We start from the raw sequence: 18,344 nt of genomic DNA, 5'->3' as shown, positions 1-18,344 counted from the left end.
CCGGCAGCCCGTCGCTCCCTCGACAGCATCGCTGCGGCAATGGTCTGGGCCGCGATGGCCGTCGCTGTCCGGGTCCGCTGCAGGCACATTCGCGGCCACAACCGCTCCCGCGAGGCGGTCAGCCCGGGCCCCAGATCATTGCGTCCAGGCTGACGTCCGCGGCCGGCATGCGCACCCGGCCGCGTTCCACCGCGACCCCCTCCGCGCGCAGCCGCTGCGACTGCTCGCGCCATCCGCGCGAGCCTTCGGGAAACGCGATGCGCCCGTCGCTGCGCAGGATGCGGTGCCAGGGCAGGTCCGGGTCTTCGTTGCCGCCCAGGATCCGCGCCACCAGGCGCGCGCGGCCCGGCAGGCCGGCGCGGCGCGCGATATGCCCGTAGGCGGCCACCTGTCCGCGCGGGACGGCGCGGATCGCGGCGAGGATGCGCTCTTCGGCGGACGCTTCGGCCATTGGGCTAGCATAGCGGCCAGATGCGACCGGGACACACGACCATGCAGAACTTCGAACAGATCCGCCGACACGTCAACGCCGGCGACTACCGCGTCACCATGCAGGAGCCGTACGTGATGTGCGTGGAGCTGTCGCTGGACAACGGTCGCCGCCACCAGGCGATCTTCCTGTCCGAGCTGCACGACGACGACGGCCGCAACTACCTGCGCGTGAACACGGTGATCGCACCGATTACCGGCATCGACTGCCGCCGCGCGCTGGTGTTCAACTGGCAGAGCCGGATCGGCTACCTGGCCATCGACGACCTCGATGGCGTGCCCTACCTGCAGCTGTGCGAAAACCGCCCCTACGAAGCGCTGACCGCGTCCGAGCTGGACCGGTTGGTGCTGGAAATCGGCGGCATGGGCGACAACCTGGAGCGCGCTCTTTCCGCGGAAGGCGACCTGCTCTAGCAGCCAGTCTCCACGGATCGGACTACGTCGCCGGCTGCTTTCGCCGACACATCATTACCGCCTGGAAGGGCCGGGGCATAGCTCCGACCGGCGGCGCTCATGCCCAGCCCAGCAGCTCGAACAGCCGAAACATTCCGTAGGCGACGCCGGCGGCAGCCGGGATGGTGAGGATCCACGCCCACACGATGCGTTCGATCACGCCGAACCGCAGCGCGCGCGGGTTCTTGGCGAAACCCACGCCCATGATTGCGGTGGAGATGCTGTGGGTGGTCGACACCGGCATGCCGAAATGGGCGGCAAGGGTCAGGATGGTGGCCGAGCTGGTTTCCGCCGCGAAGCCGTGGATCGGATGCAGCTTGACCATCTTGTGGCCCATCGTCTTGATGATCTTCCAGCCGCCCGAAGCGGTCCCGAGCGCCATCACCACCGCGCAGGACAGCACGATCCAGGTCGCGATGTCCTGTTCGCCGGCGTTCGCCGGATGCAGGAAACCGGCCCACGCCGGCAGGTCGTTCAGCGCCCCCGACGCTTCGGCGCCAAACAGCGTCAGCGCGATGATCCCCATGGTCTTCTGTGCGTCGTTGTGCCCGTGCGCATAGCCCATGTAGGCCGCGGAAAGCAGCTGCGCCTTGCCGAAGAACGCATTGACCCAGCGCGGCCGCGCCAGGCGCCGCAGCACCCCGCCCGCGCGCACCATCGCGGCGATGACCGCCCACAACAGCAGCATCACCACGATGCCGAGCACGAAGCCCGCCAGCGGCGAGGTGATCATCGGCAGCACCACCTTCCACAGCAGGCCCTTGTTCTGCGCCCAGTTGCCCACCGGTTCGGACCAGACCAGCGCAGCCCAGTCGTTGTGCGCAGCGGCGAACGCGGCGCCGCACAGGCCACCGATCAATGCGTGCGACGACGACGACGGCAACCCGCGCCACCAGGTGATCAGGTTCCAGATGATGCCGCCGCCCAGTGCGCACAGGATCACCTGCGAGGTGACCACGACCACATCGGTGTCGACCAGCCCCGAGGCGATGGTCTTGGCCACCGCGGTGCCGGTCAGGGCGCCGAACAGGTTGGTCACCGCCGCCAGGATCACCGCCTGCCCCGGAGTCAGCACCTTGGTGGCGACGACGGTGGCGATGGAGTTGGCGGTATCGTGGAAACCGTTGATGAACTCGAACACGAGCGCGGCGAAGATCACCACCAGCACGAGGGTCAGCATCATCCGTCCCCGGGTCAGCTGTTCTTGAGCACGATCTGGTAGGCGACCACGCCGGCCTCGCGGCAGCGGTCGATGGCCTTTTCCAGGATCTCGAAGAACTCCTTGAGCAGGAACATCTGCAGGTGGTCGAGCTTGCCCGAGTAGATGTCGCGGTACAGTTCGAGCATCAGCCGGTCGGCCTCGTTCTCGATCGAGCGCAGCTTTTCGTTCAGCGCGGTCATGCGGTCGATGTGCATGTTCTTCAGGTCGCCGACCATCTCCACGACCACGCTCGCGGCCTGCTCCAGCATCGCCGCGCGCGGAGCGAAGTCGATGCCTTCCAGGTGTTGCAGGGCCAGCGAGTAGCGGTCGGCGAACTTTTCGATCTGCTTGGGGATCTTGTACAGCGCCGAGCCGAGCGCCTCGATGTCCTCGCGCTCGATCGGGGTCATGAAGCTGTCGACCAGCGCCTGGCTGATCTTGTCCGATGCGCTGCGCTCGCGCAGGCGCGCCAGCTTGAAGGCATCCAGCGCGGGTTCGCGATCGGCAGGCTCGCGCATCATCCTGTGGAGGGCCTTGGCGGCGTCGTAGGCCGCGTCCGCGGACTCGTCGAGCAGCTGGAAGAACTGCTTGCCGGAGCCGAAGATCGTCTGCAGTGAGAACATCGTGGGAAGTCCCGTCGCGGGCTTGCGATCGAAGCGAAGGCGCGATTATGACCGCAAAGTGACATCTTCCGAAGCCGCGCGTGCCCGGATTGCGGGCCGGCGCCCAGAACGATTCCCCACGATTCCCCGCGACATCTGCCGCGCCCGGCCCGCAGGCGCGGAGTCCAGGAACGGAGCCGCCGCCGCCATCCAGCCCCGCAGCCCGTCGACGCGGCCCTGCTATCATGCCGCGGCGCCCCGGGCGCCCCTATGGACGAACCACCGCCTCCCCCGCGCAATCCGACCCCAGGCACCGGCATTCCGGCTGCCGCGCTCCGCCTCGTTCCCGGTGAGGTGGCGTCGTGATCGAGCTGCTGGTCGTCGCCGCGCTGATCATCCTCAATGCTTTCTTCGCGCTGTCGGAGATGGCACTGATGACCTCGCGCAAGATCCGCCTGAAGCAGATGGGCGAGGCCCCCGGCAATCTCGGCCGCGGCGCCCGCACCGCGCTCGCCCTCGCCGAGCATCCCGACAACCTGCTGTCGACCGTGCAGGTGGGCATCACCCTGATCGCGATCCTGACCGGCGTGCTGGGCGGCGACTCGATCGGCGAAAAGATCGCCGTCTGGGTCGCCCACGCCCTGCCCGGGCTGGGCGAATACGCCCACACCATCGGCATCGTCGCCGCGGTGGGCCTGATCACCTCCGCGTCGGTGGTGTTCGGCGAACTGATCCCCAAGCGGTTGGCGCTGACCAACGCCGAGCGCATCGCCAGCGTGGTCGCGATCCCGCTGGACATGCTGGCGACCGCGGCCAAGCCGGTGGTGTTCGGCCTCGGCGCAATCAACCGGCTGGTGCTGCGCGTGCTCGGCATCCGCGACGACGCCCGCAACGCGATCACCGAGGAAGAGATCCGCCTGCTGGTCAGCGAGGGCCACGAGCAGGGCGTGATCGACGCCGACGAACGCAACATGATGAACCGGGTGATGCGCCTGGGCGACCGCGACGCGGAAAGCCTGATGACCCCGCGCACCCGCATCGCGTGGCTCGACGCCTCGGAGACCTACGAGGAGAACCTGGCAACGATGCGCGAGACGCCGTTCTCGCGGTACCCGGTGTATCGCGGCGGCGACGACGAAGTGCTGGGCGTGCTCGAGGTGAAGTCGCTGCTCGACCGCCTCGACCAGCGCGAGCAGGACCTGTTCCGCGACCTGCGCGAGGCGCTGTTCGTCTCCGAGTCCACGCCGGCGCTCAAGCTGCTGGAGATCCTGCGCGAGGACCAGCAATCGCTGGCGATGGTGGTCGACGAATACGGCGACATCACCGGCCTGGTGACGATCAACGACGTGGTCGAGGCGGTGATCGGCCGCACCCAGGGCAGCGGCGGCGCCGATGCCGCGCCGCTGGTGGTGGTGCGCGACGATGGCTCCCTGCTGGTCGACGGCGGACTCACGGTCGATACGCTGCGCGAGATCCTCGGCGGCGGGCAGCTCCCGCTGCAGGACGAATACGACTACCACACCGCCGCCGGCATGATCATCGCCCAGTTCGGCCGCATCCCGAACGTCGGCGAACACTTCGAGTGGGGCGGCTGGCGCATCGAGATCGTCGATCTCGACGGACCGCGCGTCGACAAGCTGCTGCTGCAGCGACTGGCCCCCGGCGGCGGGCATGATCCCGCCGACTGACCGGCCGTCGCGCGACGACGACTCGTCCCGTTCCGCCCCTTCCCCGCCGGGGACGCGCGCGCTGCTGGCCGTGCTCGCGGCCGGCGACCCCGAGGAAACGATCCGCTTCAGCGACGTGTTCGGCGGCCTCGGCGAACGCGCGTTCGGCATGCTGCTGTTCGTCGCCACGCTGCCCGCCTTCATTCCAATCCCCGGCGTCGGCGGCGCGATCAGCGGGCCGCTGGCGATCCTGATCGGCCTGCAGCTGCTCGTCGGCCGGCGAACGCCCTGGCTGCCGCGGTTCATCGGCCAGCGCGGCCCGCGCCGGCACGCGATGTCGCGATTCGAACAGCGGCTCTCGCCCTGGCTCGGTCGCCTGGAACACCTGGTCAGGCCGCGGCTCACGGTCCTGCTCGACCACCGCGTCGCCGGCATGTTCAGCGGCCTGCTGCTGTTGCTGCTCGGCCTGCTGCTGGCGCTGCCGATCCCGTTCACCAACTACATCTTCGGCGGCCTCCTGCTGCTGTTCGCGCTGGCCCTGCTCGAACGCGACGGCGCGCTGATGTGCGTCGCCTGGGGCCTGGGCGCGGTGGCGGTGGCGGTGTTCGGCGTGCTCAGCGGCACGCTGGCCACCGAAGCGGCCGCATGGTTCGATCGGCTGACATGACCTGTCCGGCTCGGCCGATCAGTCCAGCAGCGCCATGAAGTCCCGGAGCACCATCGGGTAGCCCATCCAGTAGCCCTGGGCGAGGTCGCAGCCGCGCTCGCGCAGGATGTCGAACTGGCCTTCCTTTTCCACGCCCTCGGCGACCACCGTGATCCCCAGCGAATGGGCCATGGCGATGATCGCGGTGGTGAGCGCCAGGTCGTCCGGGTCGCGCAATACGTCGGCGACGAAGCTGCGATCGATCTTCACGCCATCGATTGGTACCCGGCGCAGGTGGCTCAGCCCGGAGAAGCCGGTGCCGAAGTCGTCCAGCCAGACCTTGACGCCGGTGGCGCGCAGCCGCCCCAGCAGGGTGCTGGCGCGGATCTCGTCGCCGATCACCGCGGTCTCGGTGAGCTCGACGTGCAGCCGCGAGGCGGGAAGGCCGGTGTCGGCCAGCGCCTGCGCGACCTGTTCGGACAGGTCGCCGTTGCGCAACTGCCGCGGCGAGACGTTGACCGCGACGAACAGGTCCTTCGCGCCCGGGTGCTCGCGGGTCCAGTGCATGGCGTCCACGCACGCGGCGCGCAACACCGCCGGGCCGATGGTTTCGATCAGGCCGCTCTGCTCGGCGACGTCGATGAACACGGACGGCGCGATCGGGCCGTGTTCGGGGTGCTGCCAGCGCAGCAGCGCCTCGGCGCCAGCGAGCGTGTTGTCGGCGAGCCGGAAGACCGGCTGGTAGACCAGGCTCAGTTCGCCGCGCTCCCAGGCGCCGCGCAGGTCCTGCTCCATGTGCACGCGTCGCTCCACCGCCTGGTCCATGGCCCGGCTGTAGAAGCGATGGCAGTTCTTGCCGGCGACCTTGGCCTGGTACATGGCGATGTCGCCGTTCTTCATCAGCATCGCCGCGTTGGACGCATCGTCCGGGAACACGGTGATGCCGATCGAGGTGCCGAGGAACACCTGACGCCCGCGCACCATGATCGGCCGGCCCAGCTCCGCCACCAGCGCGTCGGCCAGGCGGCTGGCCTGGGTCCGGATGTCGGGGCCGCCGATGTCGGAGAACTCCAGCAGGATCACGAACTCGTCGCCCCCGAAGCGCGCCAGCGCCGCGTGCCGGCCGTCGTCGTCGCGCTCGATCACCTCGCGGATGCGGTTGGAGAACTGCACCAGCACTTCGTCGCCGGCATCGTGGCCGAGGGTGTCGTTGACCCGCTTGAAATCGTCGATGTCGGCGAACAGCAGCGCCATCTGCCGCGCCGCCCCGCGCACCAGCATCAGCCGCTGGTCCAGGTGCTCGCGGAACGCCAGGCGGTTCGACAGTCCCGTCAGGGCGTCGGTGTAGGCCATGCGGCGGATGTCGCGGTCGTGGCGCACGATGCTGTCGCCCATCCGCGAGAACGCCCGGGTCAGGTCGCCGACCTCGTCGTCGCGCCGCGTCACCGGCACCTGGGTCGCGAAGTTGCCGGCCTCGATTTCGCGCGCCGCGTTGGCCAGCTGCCGGATCGGACCCACCAGCGACCGCTGCACCACCAGGCTCACCATCACCCCGATCGCCACCAGCACCAGCATCATCACCAGCACCCACATCGCGTGCTGGTAGCCGATGTCGTCCATCCGCACCCGCATCGCCGCGGTGGCGCGATTCTCGTCGGCGACCACAGAGTCCAGCGAATAGCCGATGCGCACGCCGCCGATGCGCTGCTCGCCGATCCGGACCGGCGCCGACACGTCCAGGATCTTGTCGCTGACCTGCACGTGCATCTCGGACGCGGTGATCACCTCGTAGGCCAGCGGATCGTCCATGGCCTGGCCGTAGGTGGCGATGTCGCCGGAACCGTCGTGGATGACCGCGCCGCTGTTGTCGTAGACGATGACGTAGCGCACGTCGGACTGCTTCAGCACGCTGCGCAGCACCTCGCCGATCGCATCGAGATCGAAGTAATACAGCGGATTGACCAAGGAATCGGCCAGCTGGCCGGCAACCGCCTGGCCGCGCTCGCGCACCCGGTCGAACAGCAGGCCGTGGATCGATTCCTGGCTGAGCGTCACGACGTCGCGCTGCATCGTCGCTTGCCGGTGCAGCATCACCCCGACCACCGCCAGCACGACCACCAGCACGCCGGCGGCCAGCAGCAGGAACCGCGGGTAGAGTCCGTGGCGCAGCTTCATTCGATCTCGTTCCCGACCCGTTCGACACCCTCGCCCAGCGTCTGGAGCGCCTGCCTGACTTTCGCGTCGAGCGGCAGGAACCGGGTGGTCTTGAAGAACCGCAGCAACGGCTCGCGCGCATCGGGATCGGAGGTCGCCTCGATCAGGACCTGCTGCAGCCGCTTGCTGACGCGCGCGTCCAGGTCGCCGCGCACCATTTCCACCCCGCGCGGGTATTCGCCGGTCCGGTGGATGACCTTCATGTCGCGGCGGTAGGCAGGCGGCATCCGCTGGGGGTTGTCCCAGTCCAGGCTGCTCATCACCCCGGCATCGACCAGGCGCTTGTCGACCCAGGTCGAGATGTTGAGTTCCGAACGCGCAAACAGGTAGCCCACCGACCCGGCTGCCGGGCGATCCATCGGCGACAGCAGGATCTCCATCGGCAGCCCGCGCTGCAGCAACTCGGTCGCCGGGACGAAATAGGCGCTGGTCGAAGCCGCATTCTGGAAGGCGATGCTGCGGCCGCGCAGGTCCGGCAGCGAGCCGATGCTGCTGTCGCGGCGGGCGAAGAACACCGTGTGGTAATGGCTGACGCCATCGCGCTCGGTGATGAGCAGCGGCCGGGCGTGTGCGTGGCGCTGCAGCTGCACCGCGGTGGCCGCGGTTTCGGTGACCCAGTCGACGCGGCCGCGGCGCAGGTAACTGGCCATCTGGCGGGCGTCGCGCGCCATCAGGATCCGGCCCTCGGTGATGCCGACGTCGCGCATCCGCGGCACCACGTAGTCGAGCAGCGGCTTGAGCTGTTCGTAATGCGCCTGGGGGTCGTCGCTGATGCGGCCGAGGACCAGGACGTGCGCATCGTCGTTGGCCAGCGCGATCGACGGGAAGGCGAATGCGAACAGGCCGATCGCCAGCGCCTTGCCAATACGCTCAAGCAGCTCGATCAAGTTGGCCGCGCCGGAATGCCGAAAGTGGAGCGAGCCTAGCGGAAATGCAACCCGCTGGCACGCGCTGCGCGATCCCCCCGGCGACCATCCTCAGCGCCGGCCGGAGGCCAGGCGCGCCATCCGCTGCGCGTCGGCGAGGATCCCGCGCAGCAGCCGCACCTCGCGCTCCCGCAGGTCGCTGCGCAGGAACAGCCGGCGCAGCTTGCGCATGGCCGAGGCCGGTGCCCTGCCCTTGTGGAAATCGATGTCGTCCAGGGTCTGCGCGAGCTGATCGAACAGCCCTTCCATCTGCGCGTGGCTCGCGGTGCGCTCCACATGATCGGCCTCCTCGTGGCCGCCGGGATTCGCCGCGCCGGCGGGCGCGGCGGCGTCCGCGAGCAGGACCAGGCGCAGCTCGTAGGCCAGCACCTGGACCGCGGCGGCGAGATTCAGCGAGCTGTATTCGGGATTGGCGGGGATGTGGACCGCGGCGTGGCACAGCTGCAGCTCTTCGTTTTCCAGGCCGGTGCGTTCGCGACCGAACACCACCGCCACTTCGCCCCCCGCGAGCGCCGCCTCGCGCAGCCGCGCCGCGGCGACCCGCGGCGACAGCTCCTCCAGCGCCACCCGGCGACTGCGCGCGGTGCAGCCCAGCACCAGCCGGCAGTCGGCCAGGGCCGCGGCCAGGGTGTCCACGCACACCGCCGCCGCGAGCACGTCGTCGGCGCCGGCGGCCATCATGTCGGCTTCGTTGTGCGGGTAGCGCTGCGGCGCGACCAGCACCAGCCGCGCCAGCCCCATGGTCTTGATCGCACGCGCCGCCGCGCCGATGTTGCCCGGATGCTGGGTTCCCACCAGGACGATGCGGATGCGGTCGGCGGTCAAGGCGTCTTGGTTCATGCGCGAATGGTAAACTGCGCAACCGGCCACGGCGCCGGGACGTTCTTTTCCCCTTCGATCACCGCCCGCGCCCGGAGCTGTCCGCGATGCAACAACCCGCTGTCAATGTCATGGTCAAGGCGGCGCGCGCCGGCGGCAACATCCTGCTGCGCCACATGCATCGGCTCGATGCCCTGAACGTGGTCGAGAAGGAGCGGATGGACTACGCCAGCGAGGTCGACGGCCTCGCCGAAGAGGCGATCGTCAAGGAACTGCGCCGGGCCAATCCCGACTACGCCATCCTCGGCGAGGAAGGCGGCCCGCAGAAGGGCAACCGCGGCCCGAGCCGCTACACCTGGGTGATCGACCCGCTCGACGGGACCAGCAACTACCTGCGCGGCCTGCCGCACTGGTGCGTCTCGATCGCCCTGTGCGAAGGCCCGGAACCGATCCACGCGGTGATCTTCGACCCGCTGCGCAACGAGCTGTTCACCGCCAGCCGGGGCAGCGGGATGCAGGTCAACGAGCGCCGGATCCGCGTTTCCGAGCGCAAGGAACTGGCCGGCGCGCTGATCGCCACCGGCTTCCCGCCGCGCGAACGCAAGCGCGCTGGCGCCCAGCTCAAGTGCGTCGGCGACCTGCTGGCCACCGCCGAGGACATCCGCCGTACCGGCTCGGCCGCGCTCGACCTGGCGTACGTCGCGTGCGGTCGCACCGATGCCTACTTCGAGTCCGGAGTCCAGCCCTGGGACATCGCCGCGGGCACGCTGATGGTGCGCGAGGCCGGCGGCCGGGTCTGCGACTTCCGCGGCGGCGTGACCGGTCCGCTGCACATCGAGACCGGGCCGCGCCATCTGGTCGCCGGCAACGTCCGGATCATCGATCCGCTGCTGAAGACCATCGCCTCTTCGGGCTACCTGCAGGCGTTTTCCTGACGCCTGCGTGGTCGCGATCGCGGGCGCGGTCATCGCCCCCCGCGCCCGGATCGCGGGCAAACAAAAAGGCCGCGCATTGCGCGGCCTTTTTGTTAGGCATCCAGCGAAAGCGGCTTTCAGGGCCGGCGCGCCAGCGCCTCCAGGTCCTTCGCCTTCGGCATCAGGTCCTGCTTGCTCACCTTCAACGCGCCGATGGTCAGCAGCGGGCAGGCGATGAAGATCGACGAGATCGTGCCGATCACGATGCCCATCATCTGCGACAGCGCCATGCCTTCCAGCGAGCCGCCGCCGTAGAGGTACAGCGCCAGCGCGCTGAGGAAGGCGACGAACGAGGTGATGATCGTGCGCGACAGGGTCTGGTTGATCGAGCGGTTGAGCAGCTCCACCGGCTCCACGCGCAGGTTGCGGAAATTCTCGCGCACGCGGTCGAACACCACGATGGTGTCGTTGATCGAGAAGCCCATCACCGACAGCAGGCCGGCGAGCACGGTCAGGTCGAATTCGCGCCCGGTGAAGGCGAAGAAGCCGGCGACGATCAGCACGTCGTGCAGGGTGGTCAGGATCGCGGCGACCGCGAACTTCCATTCGAAGCGGAACGCGATGTAGATCAGGAAGCCGACGACCACGAACAGCAGCGCCCAGACCGCATTGCGCGCCAGGTCCTTGCCGACCTGCGGGCCGACGAACTCGGAGCGGGTGATGTGCGCCGGGTTGTCGGTCGAATCGACCGCCGTCAGCACGGCCTTGGCGGCGGCACTGCTGGCCGCGACGTTGTCCTGCCCCGCTTCGTTCTGCAGCCGCACCAGCAGATCGCTGCCGCTGCCGTAGGTCTGCACCTGCGCGCCTTCGTAGCCGGCGGTCGCCAGCTGCTCGCGGACGTGGTCGACGTTGGCCGGGCGGTCGAAGCGCAGCTCGACCAGGGTACCGCCGGTGAAGTCGAGCGCGTAGTTGAAGCCCTTGACGCCCATCGCGGCGGCCGCGGCCACCGCCAGCAGCAGCGCCACGCTGATGGAGATCCAGCGCAGGCGCATGAAGTTGACGTTCGGGTTGGCCGGGATGAGGTGGAGCGGGAAGAGTTTCATGTGCTGTTTCCGTATCCGGTCAGATGGCGATCGTCTTGAGCTTCTTGCGCCGCGCGTAGATCAGCGTAGCCATGCCGCGCGACACTTCCACCGCGGTGTACAGCGAGGCCAGGATGCCGACGATCATGGTGATCGCGAAGCCCTTGAGCGGCCCGGTGCCGAACGCATACAGCGCCACGCCGGCCAGCAGCGCGGTCATGTTCGAGTCGAAGATCGTGCCCGAGGCGCGGTCGTAGCCGGTGGCGATCGCGGTCTTGGCCGGCATGCCGGCGCGCAGCTCCTCGCGGATGCGCTCGTTGATCAGCACGTTGGCGTCCACCGACATGCCCACCGACAGCGCCAGGCCCGCGAAGCCCGGCAGGGTCATGGTGGCGCCGAACAGCGACATCACCGCGATCACGATCAGCAGGTTCAGCAGCAGCGCGACGCAGGTGAGGATGCCGAACATCCGGTAGTAGACGAGGAAGAACGCCAGCGCGAACAGGAACGAGTACAGCACAGCGCGCGTGCCGCGCTCGACGTTGTCCTTGCCCAGGCTCGGGCCGACCACGCGTTCCTCGACGAAGTCCATGGGCGCTGCCAGCGAGCCGGCGCGCAGCTGCAGCGCCAGGTCCTGCGCGAACTGCGGACTTTCCAGGCCCGTGGTCTGGAAGTTCTTGCCGAACACGCCCTGGATGGTGGCGACGTTGATCACCTGCTCGGTGGTGCGCGTGCTGCGCACTTCCTGGCCGTCGACTTCCTTCACTTCCTGGATCCGCTCGATGTACACCACCGCCATCGGCTTGCCGACGTTCTGGCTGGTGAAATCGAACATGCGCTGGCCGCCGGGGCCGTTGAGCGTCACCGAGACCGCCGGCGTGCCGCTCTGCGGGTCGGGCTGGTACTTGGCGTCGACCAGCTGTTCGCCGGTGGCGATCACGCGCTTGCTGAGCAGGATCGGCATCGGCTTGCCGTCCGGGCCGAGTTCTTTGCGGTAGTACACGCGCGCGTCGGGCGGCACGCTGCCGCTGGCCACCGCGTCGTAGGCGTTGCCTTCGACCACGGCGCGGTATTCGAGCGTGGCGGTGGCGCCGATGATGCGTTTGGCCTGCGCGGTGTCCTGCACGCCGGGCAGTTCGACGACCACGCGGTCGGTGCCTTGGCGCTGGATGATCGGCTCGGCCACGCCAAGCTCGTTGATGCGGTTGCGCAGCGTGCCGACGTTCTGCTCGATCGCGCCGGTCACGATCTGGTTGACCTCGGCTTCCGGCACCGTGATGGTCACGATGTTCCGGTCCGCCGACAGCTGCATCGTCGGCATCGCCTTGAGGATCGCGCTGGTGGCCTTGTCGGCGTCGACACCCTCGCCGAGGGTGGCGCGGATCGTGGCGCCGCTGCCCTGCCGCTCGACCGATTCATAGCCGACGCGGGCATCGCGCAGCGCCACGCGGACGTCCTCGGCGTACGCCTCGAAACGCTTCTCCAGCGCGGCCTTCTGGTCGACCTGGAGCAGGAAGTGCACGCCGCCCTGCAGGTCGAGGCCCAGCAGCATCGGCCGAGCGCGCAGCGTTTCCAGCCACGACGGCACGGTGGACGCCAGGTTCAGCGCCACCACGTAGTTGTCGCCCAGCGCCGGGCGCAGGGTGTCGGCCGCGCGGGTCTGTTCGTCCAGGCCCCGCAGGCGGACCAGCATGTCGCCGTCGTCGATCTCGACCTGCTTGGTCGCGATGCCCTCCTTCGCAAGCGTCGCCTCGACCTTCTGCCGCAGCGCATCGTCGATTGCGGCGCCGCGGTTGGCGGTGATCTGCACCGAGGGATCCTGCGGATAGATGTTGGGCAGCGCGTACAGCGTGCTCAGCACCACCACCAGCAGGATGACGACGTATTTCCAGCGCGGGAATTCAAGCATCGTTGCGTTTCCAGGGCATCACGCCATCGGGCCGGATGGCCGAGGCATGACGTGGCTGTCGGGTCCGGGCGGCAGGCGCCGCGCCGGACGTTGGGAGGGAATCAGGCGGACTTGAGCGAGCCCTTGGGCAGCACGTTGCCGATGGCGGCCTTCTGCACGCGCACCCGCACGTTGTCGGCGATCTCGATGGTGATGAAGCTGTCGCCGATCTCGCGGACCACGCCGGCGATGCCGCCGTTGGTGATGACCTCGTCGCCGTTGCCCAGCTTTTCCAGCATCGAGCGATGCTCCTTGGCGCGCTTCATCTGCGGCCGGATCATCAGGAAGTACATCACCGCGATCAGCACGATCGGCATGATCAGGAAGCTCAGGCCACCGCCTTGCGGCGCTTGCCCGGCGGTCTGGGCGTAGGCGGGGGAGATCAGCAGGTCGAGCGGATTGAACGAGGTCATCGGGAGTTCCACGGGCAAAATAGCGGGGAATTATGCCACGGGCACGGCCCCTGAGCCGCCGGACGGCATCCGGAACCGTGGTGGCGCCCCCTGGCACGCGCAGGAGGCAGCAATGGACTCTGGCGGACCGGAAAGGTTCCTCCCCGCCCGGCGATCACGCGACATCGGCGCTGCCCGGCCTGTCGCGGGAGCGGTCGCGGGGCCGCGACCGGCCGTGCCGGCGCAGCGGTGCGACCTGGCTGCTGCGCGGGCGCTCAGGCGCTGGGCATCCCCTGCCGCTCGGCGTAGAAAGCTTCGCGGAAACCGGAGAACTCCCCGTTCCCGATCGCCTCGCGCATCCGCGCCATCAGCGACTGGTAGTACCAGAGGTTGTGCAGCGTGCCCAGGATCGGGGCCAGCATCTCGTTGCAGCGGTCGAGATGGCGCAGGTAGGCGCGCGTGTAGCCGCCGGCGCACGCCGGGCAGCCGCAACCCTCCTCGATCGGCCGGGTGTCCTTCTCGTATTTCGCGTTGCGCACGCGCACCGTGCCCGAACCGGTGAAGTAATGCCCGTTGCGCGCATTGCGGGTGGGCATCACGCAGTCGAACATGTCGACGCCGCGCGACACCGCTTCCACCAGGTCTTCGGGGCGCCCCACCCCCATCAGGTAGCGCGGCCGGTCGCCCGGCAGCTGCGGGCAGGTGTGGTCGAGCATCGCGTTGCGCTCGGCCTCGGTCTCGCCCACCGCCAGGCCGCCGACCGCGTAGCCGTCGAAGCCGATCTGCTTGAGGCCCTCGGCCGAGCGCGTGCGCAGGTCGTGGTGCACGCCGCCCTGGACGATGCCGAACAGCGCCGCGTCGTTGCCGTCGTGCGCGCGCTTCGAACGCTCCGCCCAGCGCAGCGACAGCTGCATCGAGCGATCCACCAGATCCACGCCGACCGGCTTGCCGTCGACGTGCACCGGCGGGCACTCGTCGAAGATCATCACGATGTCCGACCCGAGCACCTTCTGGATGCGCATGCTCTCCTCGGGGCCGAGGAAGACCGTCGAACCGTCGGTGGGTGCCTGGAACGTGACGCCTTGTTCGGTGATCTTGCGCCGGTGCGCCAGCGAGAACACCTGGAACCCGCCCGAGTCGGTGAGGATCGGGCCGTCCCAGCGCGCGAAGCCGTGCAGCCCGCCGTGGGCCTCGATCACCTCCAGTCCCGGCCGCAGGTAGAGGTGGAAGGTGTTGCCGAGGATGATCTGCGCGCCCAGCGCGCGCACCTGGTCGGGCAGCATGCCCTTGACGGTGCCGTAGGTGCCGACCGGCATGAATGCCGGTGTTTCGACCGTGCCGCGCGGAAACCAGAGGCGACCGCGGCGCGCGGCGCCGTCGTTACCGAGCAGTTCGAACGACATGCGGCTCATCGGGTGTTGCTCCGTCGCTTGTGACAAGACAAGAACAGCTCTCCCCTGCCCGATTTTTTCAAAGGGGTATCGAGCCAGGCATCGCGTGTGCGCGCCTGCCGGCTTCCCTCGACCTGCCGGCGTTGCATCGCAGCGCTACGCACCCTGCATCGCGCCCTGCCCTGAAAAAGGAGGGGCGGGGATGCGCCGTTGCTCGCCAGCGCCATCACCCGCCTGCCCCCGGCCACAGCAGCATCGCATCGCCATAGCTGAAGAACCGGTAGCGTTCGCGCACCGCGTGCTCGTACGCCGCGAACATGCGCGCCTTGCCCGCGAAGGCGGACACCAGCATCAGCAGCGTCGATTCGGGCAGGTGGAAATTGGTCAGCAACGCGTCCACCGAGCGGATGCGATAGCCGGGATAAATGAAGATCCGCGTCTCGCCGGCGAACGGCTGCAGTTCGCCGGCATCGGTGCCCTCTCCTTGACGCCAGGCACTCTCCAGCGCGCGCACCACCGTCGTGCCCACCGCAACGACGCGTCCGCCGGCCGCGCGCGTGCGCCGCACCTGTTCCACCAGCCCAGCGCCGACCTCGAGCCATTCGCTGTGCATGTGGTGGTCGGCGATGTCGTCCACGCGCACCGGCTGGAACGTGCCGGCGCCGACGTGCAACGTCACGTGGCCCGATTGCACCCCGCGCTCACGCAGTACCTCGAGCAGCGATTCGTCGAAATGCAGGCCCGCGGTCGGCGCCGCCACCGCGCCGACCTTGCGCGCGAACACGGTCTGGTAGCGCTCGTCGTCGTCGCTTCCCGGCTCGCGGCGGATGTACGGCGGCAGCGGCAGGCGCCCGGCGTGCGACAGCCAGGCGTCCAGCGCCTCTCCGACCTCGAACCGCAGGTGGTAGAACTCGCCCTCGCGGCCCAGCACCTCGGCCTCGCCGCCGGCGTCGAGCTCGATCCGCCCGCCGGCCTTCAGCGGCTTGCTCGCGCCCACTTGCGCCCGCGCCTCGTTGCCGGGCAGCAGGCGTTCGATCAGGATCTCGACCCGCCCGCCGCTGCCGACCTTGCTGCCGAACAGCCGCGCCGGGATCACCCGGGTGTCGTTGAACACCAGCAGGTCGCCCGCGCGCAGCAGTTCCGGCAGGTCGCGCACGTGGCGATCGTCGAACGGCCCGTCTCCCGGCGGCACCACCAGCAGGCGGCTGGCGGATCGCTCGGGCAGCGGTGCCTGCGCGATCAGTTCGGGCGGCAGGTCGTAGTGGAAGTCTGACTTCTTCAAGGCGGTGGAACCGGCAGGGGCGCGCATTGTAATCGGCGCGGCATGGGCGTCCGGAAAGCCGGCTCGTGGAAGCGGCCATGGCGGAGATTCAGGGCGGCCCCACATCGCGGCCATGGCCGCTGCACGTGGCCCGCGGCGCTCCCGCGCGGTCAGCGATCGAACTTGCTCGACAGCACCAGCGAGGACGTCGTGCGCTCGACGCCGTCCAGCGCGCCGATCCGGTCGGTCAGCGCGTCCATGTCGCCGATCGTCGGCACCAGCGCCACCGCGGCCAGGTCCCAGACGCCGCTGACCGACTGCAGGCTGCGCACCTCCGGCATCTGCCGCAGGGCCTCGACCACCGCCGGCATCTGCTTCGGATAGACGGTGATCATGATCAACGCGCGGACCTGCTCGCGTTCGAAATCATCGCCCACCCGGACCCTGTAGCCGGCGATCACCCCGAGCCGCTCGAGCCGCTCGATCCGGCTCTGCACCGTGGTCCGCGACAGCTGCAGCCGGCGCGCGATTTCGGCGGTCGGCGCGCGTGCGTTCTCGCGCAGCAGCGACAGCAGGGCCTCATCGGCGCCGGTGAGCTTCATGGTCGCCCGAAAGTTCGTCGATTCGCCGAAATCTACCTGAATTCTGCGCAGATCGCACCTGTTAACCGACGAAAAGATGTCGATAATAGAGGGCTGGCCTTCGCCCGCGCGGCAGGCCCCATTCCGCAACGGAGGACCCGCACGATGTCGCAGACCCAATCGCTCGCCGACAGGCTCGCCCCGCTCCGCGCCCACAAGGGACAGCGCCGCACCACCGGCCTGGACGACGCGACGCTGGCGAAGTTCGCCGCCACCCATCCGGAGCTCGAGGCTGCGGTCGACGCCGCCGTCGCCGAATACGCGAACGCGAAGGACGCCTTCGCCGACCTGCTCGACCTCGACGAAGACGCGCAGGTGCAGGCCGTGCAGGCGGGCTTCGTCAACTTCTATCCGCAGGATGCGGTGAACCCCTATGTCGCGCTCGTGGCGCGCGGCCCGTGGGTGGTGACGCTCAACGGCGCGGTGCTCTACGACACCGGCGGCTACGGCATGCTGGGCTTCGGCCATGCGCCGCAGCCGGTACTCGACGCGATGGCTCGTCCGCAGGCGATGGCCAACATCATGACCCCGAGCCTGTCCCACCTGCGCGCGGAGCGCGCGCTGCGCCGTGAGATCGGCCACACGCGCGGCGCCTGCCCGTACGCCAGCTTCATGTGCCTCAACTCCGGCTCCGAGTCGGTGTCGCTGGCCGCGCGCATCGCCGACACCAACACCAAGACCATGACCGACGATGGCGCCAGGCACGCCGGCCGCAAGGTCAAGCGCCTGGTGGTCAAGGGCAGCTTCCATGGCCGCACCGATCGCCCGGCGCTGTACTCCGATTCCAGCCGCAAGACCTACATGAACTTCCTCGCCAGCTACCGCAGCGAGGACAGCGTGATCGCGATCGCGCCCTACGACGTCGACGCGCTGAAACAGGCGTTCGCCGACGCCGACGCCAACGGCTGGTTCATCGAGGCGATGTTCCTGGAGCCGGTGATGGGCGAAGGCGACCCGGGCCGCAGCGTGCCGGTGGAGTTCTACGCCGCCGCGCGTGAAATGACGAAGGCGCACGGTTCGCTGCTGCTGGTCGACTCGATCCAGGCCGGCCTGCGCGCGACCGGCACCCTGTCGATCGTCGACTATCCCGGCTTCGAGGGCCAGGAAGCCCCCGACATGGAGACGTATTCCAAGGCGCTCAACGCCGGCCAGTACCCGCTGTCGGTGCTGGCGCTGAGCGAGCGCGCCGCGGGCATCTACAGGCGCGGCACCTACGGCAACACCATGACCGCCAACCCGCGCGCGCTGGACGTGGCCTGCGCGGTGCTCGGCATGCTCACCCCCGAACTGCGCGAGAACATCCGCAAGCGCGGCGAACAGGCGGTGGCGTCGCTGGAAAAGCTCAAGGCGGAACTCGGCGGCCTGGTCACCAAGGTCCAGGGCACCGGCCTGCTGTTCTCCTGCGAGCTCGACCCGAGCTTCAAGGGCTACGGTGCGGGTTCGAGCGAGGAATGGCTGCGCGAGCGCGGCCTGGGCGTGATCCATGGCGGCGAGAACTCGCTGCGCTTCACCCCGCGCTTCGACGCCGACGAAAGCGAGATCGAACTGATCGTCGCGATGGTCAAGCGCGCGCTGCTCGAAGGCCCGCGCCAGAAGCAGGCCGACGCGGCCTGACCGCACGCGCCGCGCCCGAACTACGGGCCGGCGCGCAGCCAAGGCATTGGAAGAAGCCGGCCCAGCGCCGGCTTTTTTTGCATT

General features: G+C 69.0%; 17 protein-coding genes. 5 read left to right on the top strand and 12 right to left on the bottom strand.

Features of this window, described 5'->3' with window-relative positions:
- Positions 1–118 precede the first annotated feature (118 nt).
- Complete coding sequence (locus ACFOM9_RS03230) at positions 119–451, bottom strand: MGMT family protein (RefSeq protein WP_386706119.1); 333 nt, start codon at positions 449–451, stop codon at positions 119–121.
- Positions 452–492: 41 nt separating this feature from the next.
- Here ACFOM9_RS03230 and ACFOM9_RS03225 point away from each other — a divergent pair, with 41 nt between their 5' ends.
- Positions 493–903, top strand: a complete 411-nt coding sequence (locus ACFOM9_RS03225) for a hypothetical protein (protein WP_386706117.1) — start codon at positions 493–495, stop codon at positions 901–903.
- Positions 904–1,000: 97 nt separating this feature from the next.
- Here the strand turns inward: ACFOM9_RS03225 and ACFOM9_RS03220 are convergent, their stop codons facing one another.
- The gene (locus ACFOM9_RS03220; RefSeq protein ID WP_386707277.1) at positions 1,001–2,122 is read right to left on the bottom strand and encodes an inorganic phosphate transporter; all 1,122 of its coding nucleotides are present in this window, start codon (positions 2,120–2,122) and stop codon (positions 1,001–1,003) included.
- Between the two features lie 14 nt (positions 2,123–2,136).
- Complete coding sequence (locus ACFOM9_RS03215; RefSeq protein WP_386706115.1) at positions 2,137–2,766, bottom strand: DUF47 domain-containing protein; 630 nt, start codon at positions 2,764–2,766, stop codon at positions 2,137–2,139.
- A 341-nt stretch (positions 2,767–3,107) separates the two neighbouring features.
- On the opposite strand from ACFOM9_RS03215, the gene ACFOM9_RS03210 reads away from it, so the two are divergent.
- Together ACFOM9_RS03210 and ACFOM9_RS03205 are read left to right on the top strand one after the other, a co-directional pair.
- Positions 3,108–4,433 (top strand): hemolysin family protein, encoded by a 1,326-nt coding sequence (locus ACFOM9_RS03210; RefSeq protein WP_386706113.1) that lies wholly within the window; start codon positions 3,108–3,110, stop codon positions 4,431–4,433.
- Complete coding sequence (locus ACFOM9_RS03205) at positions 4,417–5,079, top strand: exopolysaccharide biosynthesis protein (protein ID WP_386706112.1); 663 nt, start codon at positions 4,417–4,419, stop codon at positions 5,077–5,079. The genes ACFOM9_RS03210 and ACFOM9_RS03205 overlap by 17 nt, the downstream gene beginning before the upstream one ends.
- 18 nt (positions 5,080–5,097) lie before the next feature.
- Here the strand turns inward: ACFOM9_RS03205 and ACFOM9_RS03200 are convergent, their stop codons facing one another.
- From ACFOM9_RS03200 to ACFOM9_RS03190, 3 genes are all read right to left on the bottom strand, one after another.
- On the bottom strand, positions 5,098–7,233 hold the full coding sequence (locus tag ACFOM9_RS03200; protein ID WP_386706111.1) for a putative bifunctional diguanylate cyclase/phosphodiesterase: 2,136 nt from the start codon (positions 7,231–7,233) through the stop codon (positions 5,098–5,100).
- Positions 7,230–8,156 (bottom strand): phosphate/phosphite/phosphonate ABC transporter substrate-binding protein, encoded by a 927-nt coding sequence (locus tag ACFOM9_RS03195; RefSeq protein ID WP_386707275.1) that lies wholly within the window; start codon positions 8,154–8,156, stop codon positions 7,230–7,232. Before ACFOM9_RS03195 ends, ACFOM9_RS03200 begins: the two co-directional genes overlap by 4 nt.
- Positions 8,157–8,249: 93 nt before the next feature.
- Positions 8,250–9,038: an RNA methyltransferase gene (locus ACFOM9_RS03190; RefSeq protein WP_386706110.1), complete on the bottom strand. Its 789-nt coding sequence runs from the start codon at positions 9,036–9,038 to the stop codon at positions 8,250–8,252.
- 86 nt (positions 9,039–9,124) lie between these two features.
- Here ACFOM9_RS03190 and ACFOM9_RS03185 point away from each other — a divergent pair, with 86 nt between their 5' ends.
- The gene (locus ACFOM9_RS03185) at positions 9,125–9,952 is read left to right on the top strand and encodes an inositol monophosphatase family protein (protein WP_386706108.1); all 828 of its coding nucleotides are present in this window, start codon (positions 9,125–9,127) and stop codon (positions 9,950–9,952) included.
- A 116-nt stretch (positions 9,953–10,068) separates the two neighbouring features.
- On the opposite strand, the gene secF is transcribed toward ACFOM9_RS03185, so the two are convergent.
- The 6 genes from secF to ACFOM9_RS03155 form a co-directional block, all read right to left on the bottom strand.
- Positions 10,069–11,034, bottom strand: coding sequence for a protein translocase subunit SecF (secF, locus tag ACFOM9_RS03180; protein ID WP_386706106.1), 966 nt, complete (start codon positions 11,032–11,034; stop codon positions 10,069–10,071).
- Positions 11,035–11,053: 19 nt separating this feature from the next.
- Positions 11,054–12,922, bottom strand: a complete 1,869-nt coding sequence (gene secD, locus ACFOM9_RS03175) for a protein translocase subunit SecD (RefSeq protein WP_386706104.1) — start codon at positions 12,920–12,922, stop codon at positions 11,054–11,056.
- 101 nt (positions 12,923–13,023) lie between these two features.
- Positions 13,024–13,374 (bottom strand): preprotein translocase subunit YajC, encoded by a 351-nt coding sequence (yajC, locus tag ACFOM9_RS03170; protein ID WP_386706102.1) that lies wholly within the window; start codon positions 13,372–13,374, stop codon positions 13,024–13,026.
- A gap of 254 nt (positions 13,375–13,628) precedes the next feature.
- A complete protein-coding gene (gene tgt, locus ACFOM9_RS03165; RefSeq protein ID WP_386706100.1) occupies positions 13,629–14,765 on the bottom strand; it encodes a tRNA guanosine(34) transglycosylase Tgt in 1,137 nt (378 codons plus the stop codon).
- Between the two features lie 205 nt (positions 14,766–14,970).
- Positions 14,971–16,026 (bottom strand): tRNA preQ1(34) S-adenosylmethionine ribosyltransferase-isomerase QueA, encoded by a 1,056-nt coding sequence (gene queA / locus ACFOM9_RS03160; RefSeq protein WP_386706098.1) that lies wholly within the window; start codon positions 16,024–16,026, stop codon positions 14,971–14,973.
- Between the two features lie 149 nt (positions 16,027–16,175).
- Positions 16,176–16,607: an Lrp/AsnC family transcriptional regulator gene (locus tag ACFOM9_RS03155; RefSeq protein ID WP_386706096.1), complete on the bottom strand. Its 432-nt coding sequence runs from the start codon at positions 16,605–16,607 to the stop codon at positions 16,176–16,178.
- 144 nt (positions 16,608–16,751) lie between these two features.
- Here ACFOM9_RS03155 and ACFOM9_RS03150 point away from each other — a divergent pair, with 144 nt between their 5' ends.
- Positions 16,752–18,260: an aminotransferase class III-fold pyridoxal phosphate-dependent enzyme gene (locus ACFOM9_RS03150; RefSeq protein ID WP_386706094.1), complete on the top strand. Its 1,509-nt coding sequence runs from the start codon at positions 16,752–16,754 to the stop codon at positions 18,258–18,260.
- The last annotated feature ends 84 nt before the right edge of the window (positions 18,261–18,344 follow it).

The sequence above is a fragment of the Luteimonas notoginsengisoli genome, from assembly GCF_042648885.1.
Taxonomy (GTDB): domain Bacteria; phylum Pseudomonadota; class Gammaproteobacteria; order Xanthomonadales; family Xanthomonadaceae; genus Luteimonas; species Luteimonas notoginsengisoli.
The sequence above is the reverse complement of the archived record's forward strand: the minus strand, read 5'-3'. Positions and strand labels throughout refer to the sequence as shown.